This window comes from Streptomyces daliensis (assembly GCF_054782395.1).
Genome location: NZ_BAAGSO010000139.1, coordinates 58217 through 62403, shown reverse-complemented (window position 1 = coordinate 62403; position 4187 = coordinate 58217). Strand labels below are relative to the sequence as shown.

Below are 4187 nucleotides of genomic sequence, written 5' to 3'. Positions count from 1 at the left end.
TGAACGACGCGAACTGCAACACCCCCACACCCGGCCCCACACCCATCACCGGAACAAACACCGACACCAAATTCGCCACCGAGCCGTGCGAGATACCCACGCCCTTCGGCACCCCCGTCGAACCCGACGTATAGATCACATACGCCAGCGAAGCCGGGGCGATAGCCACCTGCGGTGCCGCGTCGGAAGAGCCAGCCGACTCCTCCAACTCCTCCACGCCAACAACCATCCCGACCCCGGCGTCGGCGAGCATGAACTCCACCCGCTCGGGCGGCAGCGACGCATCCACCGGCACATACGCCGCCCCCGCCTTCCACACCCCCACAATCCCCACCACCATCTGCGGACCACGCGGCAGAGACAGCCCCACCACCGACTCCCCACCCACACCCCGACCACGCAGCCAATTCGCCAGCCGATTCGCCGCCACATCCAACTCGCCGTAAGACAGCTCCACACCCTCAAACACCACCGCAGCCGAATCGGGAGCCTCGGCCACCCGCTCCGCAAACAACTCCGGCACCATCACGGAGCCCACCGGCACAGCCGTGTCGTTCCACTGCCGCACCACCACATCGCGCTCTTGAGGCTCTAGCAGGTTCAGGGTGTCGAGCCGCACGTCGGGACTTCCGCCCAGCACGGCGTCCAGCGCCTGGAGCACGCTTTCCACCGCTGTACGCATCAGGTGGGTGACCGTGGCCGCGTCGATCGGCTTCACGGCCTCGACACCTATGCTGAGTTTCTCCGGACCGAGATCATTGACTGCCACGGTGAGCGGATAGTTGGTCCGCTCCCGCCGAGCGAGATGCTGTATGCCCTTGACCTGGCGGTCTCTGGACGCATCGGCCTTCTGAGCACCGTGCCGGTAGTTGAACAGCGAGGTGAACAGGGGCATGTCGCCCGCGACAGCGCTAGCCCGCTGGGCCATCGCCAGCGGCGCATGCTCGTGCTCCAGCAGCGCCGCCAGTTGCTCCCGCATCCCCTCTACTGCTGCACGCACCCCGACACCAGCGGTCCGCACCCGCACCGGCAACGTGTTCATGAACGGCCCCAGCGCCCGGTCGGCGCCCGCCCCCGCGTTCATCCGGCCGAACAACACCGTGCCGAAGACCACGTCATCCCGACCAGCGAGGGTGGCCAGAACCCGCGCCCACGCCACATGCAGCACGGTCGCCGGGCTGACCCCCAGCTCCCGCGCCACACGCCGCAGGGCCGCGACCTGCTCGTCGGACAGAGACACCTGATCAGCTACGACGTCGGTGCCGTCGCCCTGGACACCGAGCAGCCCATACGGGGCGGTCGGCTCGGTCACATCCCCCAGGAGGTCGGTAAAGAAGCGCTCGTGCTCCTCCCTCGGCACTGCCCGCGTCTGCGCGACGAAGTTGCGGAACGGCAACGTCGGCGACATGTCCACGACCTCGCCGGACAGCACGGCTCGCAGCTCGCCCAAGAGCACGTCCATGCCGAGATGGTCCTGGACCATGTGGTGCATGCGGACGACGGCGAGCCAGCGACCCTCCACCATCTCTGCCACGTGCACGTCCATCAAAGGCGCACGGCCCAGGTTCATCATCGAGCCGGCCAGGGCCATCAGGTCCTCGACCCAACGAGTCGGTTCCGTGCCCTCGACCTCCAGGGTGTGTGCGACGACCGGGAGTTCCGCCTGCCGCCACACCACCTGTACGGGCTCGCGCAGCCCTTCCCACACCACACCCGTGCGGTAGATGTCGTGCCGGTCGATGACCCGCTGCAACGCCCGCACGAACTCGTCCAGCCGGGTACGGGTGTCGAACTCCACAACGCGCGCGGTGAGATACACGTCCCCGCCGTCGCCGGCCATGAGGTGGTGGAAGAACATGCCTTCCTGCAACGGCGCCAGCGGATACACGTCCGCCACGTTCGGCGCCCCGCCGTCGACCGATGCCACGACCCGGTCGATGTCGGCCTGCGACAGCTCCGCCAGAGGCAACATTTCCGGCGTGATCCGCTCGGCGCCGACGGGGATCAGGTTCTCCGGCACATCGAGCGTCCCGACGTCAGCCGTCCGCGCGAGGCCCCCTGGCGTCGGCGACTCGAACAGGGCACGTACCGATACGGCTACGCCTCGCTCTCGCAGTCGTTCGACCAGGGAGATCGCCAGCAGCGAGTGGCCGCCGAGTTCGAAGAAGTCGTCGTCGACTCCGACCGCTTCCACGCCCAGCACGTCGGCGAAGGCCACGCACAGGATCTCCTCGCGCACCGTCGCCGGGCCGCGGCCCGCGCCTGCGGTGTACTGAGGTGCCGGCAGCGCGCGGCGGTCGAGCTTGCCGTTGGCCGTCAGCGGCAGCTCCGGCAAGGTGACGAACGCGGCCGGGACCATGTACTCCGGCAACCGGCCGCCCACGAACGCACGCAGGTCGTCGAAGTCGACAGCGTCGGTGTCGGTGTCGGCCGGGACGACGTAGGCCACCAACCGCTTGTCACCCGGGGTGTCCTCGCGCACGACCACCGCGGCCTGCGCAACATCCGCACGCACCGACAAGGTGGCCTCGATCTCCCCGGGCTCGATACGGAACCCGCGGATCTTCACCTGCTCATCCGCCCGGCCGAGGAAAGCGAGCTGTCCCTCCGGGGTCCACTTCACCCGATCCCCGGTCCGGTACATCCGCTCCCCGGCCCCCGTCCCGAAGGGGCAGGCCACGAACCGCTCACCCGTCAGCGACGGACGGCCGTTGTAGCCGCGCGCCACCCCGGCACCGGCGATGTACAACTCGCCCGTCACCCCGACCGGTACCGGCTGAAGCCCGGCGTCCAGCACATACAGCCGCGTGTTGGCGATAGGCCGGCCGATCAGCGGCTCGCCGACATGCCCGGGGTCGACGTGTGCCGATGTGGACCAGATCGTTGTCTCCGTCGGTCCGTACACGTTCACCACACCGGCGGCCGCCTGAGCCAGTCGGGCCGCGAGGTCCGCGGGCAGCGCCTCGCCACCGACCAGCACCCACACCCCGGCCAGATCCACCCGGCCACCGGCCAGCACCGACCGCCACAGAGTCGGTGTGGCCTGGATGACGCTCGCCCCGGTCTCTTCGACCGTACGGCCGAAGGCCACCTGATCGTAGACAAGTTCCTTGGCCGCCACCGCCACCGCCGCCCCCTGTGTCAGCGGCAAGAACAGCTCCAGACCGGCGATGTCGAACCCCACCGTGGTCAGCGCCAGCAGCCGGTCATCACACTCCAACCCCAGCTCCTGCTGCATCCCCAGCAACAGATTCAGCAGCGCCGATCGCGAAACCACCACACCCTTGGGCCGCCCAGTGGAGCCGGAGGTGTAGATGGCATACATGGGGTGGTCGCCCGTCACAGGCGCCCAGCGATCCGCGTCCGTCACATTCGCCGCCGAACACGCGCCGATCGCGGCGGCCGTGTCCGCATCGTCCACGAGCGTCAAGGCGCCGACGGTCGGCACCAGCTCCGCCAGGTGCGAGGACGAGAGCACCGTCACCGGCGCGGTCTCCGCGAGCATGAACTCCAGCCGCTCGGCCGGATAGTCCGTGTCCAGCGGCAGATAGGCCGCACCCGACTTCGCCACCGCCAGCAACGCCACCAGCAGATCCACCGTACGAGGCAGGGCCACGGCCACGTACCGCTCCGGCCCCGCCCCCCGCGCGATCAGCCACCGCGCCAACCGGTTCGCCCGCTCGTTCAGCTCCGCGTAAGAGACCTCTTGGCCGACGGCCATCACCGCGACCGCGTCGGGGCGAGTCGCCGCCCACCCCTCGAACAGCTCCACCAGACCCACGTCGGGCAAAGCCACGGCAGTGTCGTTCCACTGCTCGATCACACGGTTCCGCTCGGCTGTATCGAGCACGTCCACCGCATGCAGCGCGATGTCCGGGGCGGTGGTGACCGTCTCCAGTACGCGCATGAACCAGTCCGCGATCCTGGTAGCCGTCTGCGGCTCGAAGAGGTCCGCGGCCACGGTCATCCCGCCGCCCACACCCGCCGGCCGGCCCTGGTCGTCGAAGGCTTCGTGCAGCGACACGTCCACGTCGAAACGCGCGGCACTCCCTGTGCCCTGGAACGGCTCCGCGTGGACCTGGGGCAGATCCAGCGTCGCGGACTCCAGATTCCGGAACGTCAGCATCACCTGGAACAGAGGGTGGCGGGCCAGGGAGCGGGACGGTGTCAGCTCCTCGACGAGTCGC

General features: G+C 69.0%; 1 protein-coding gene. It reads right to left on the bottom strand.

The features are described from left to right. Positions 1-4126 (bottom strand): amino acid adenylation domain-containing protein (locus tag ACYVOO_RS40345; protein ID WP_461020700.1); only part of this gene is annotated, 4126 nt, incomplete at its 3' end. Positions 4127-4187: the final 61 nt, after the last annotated feature.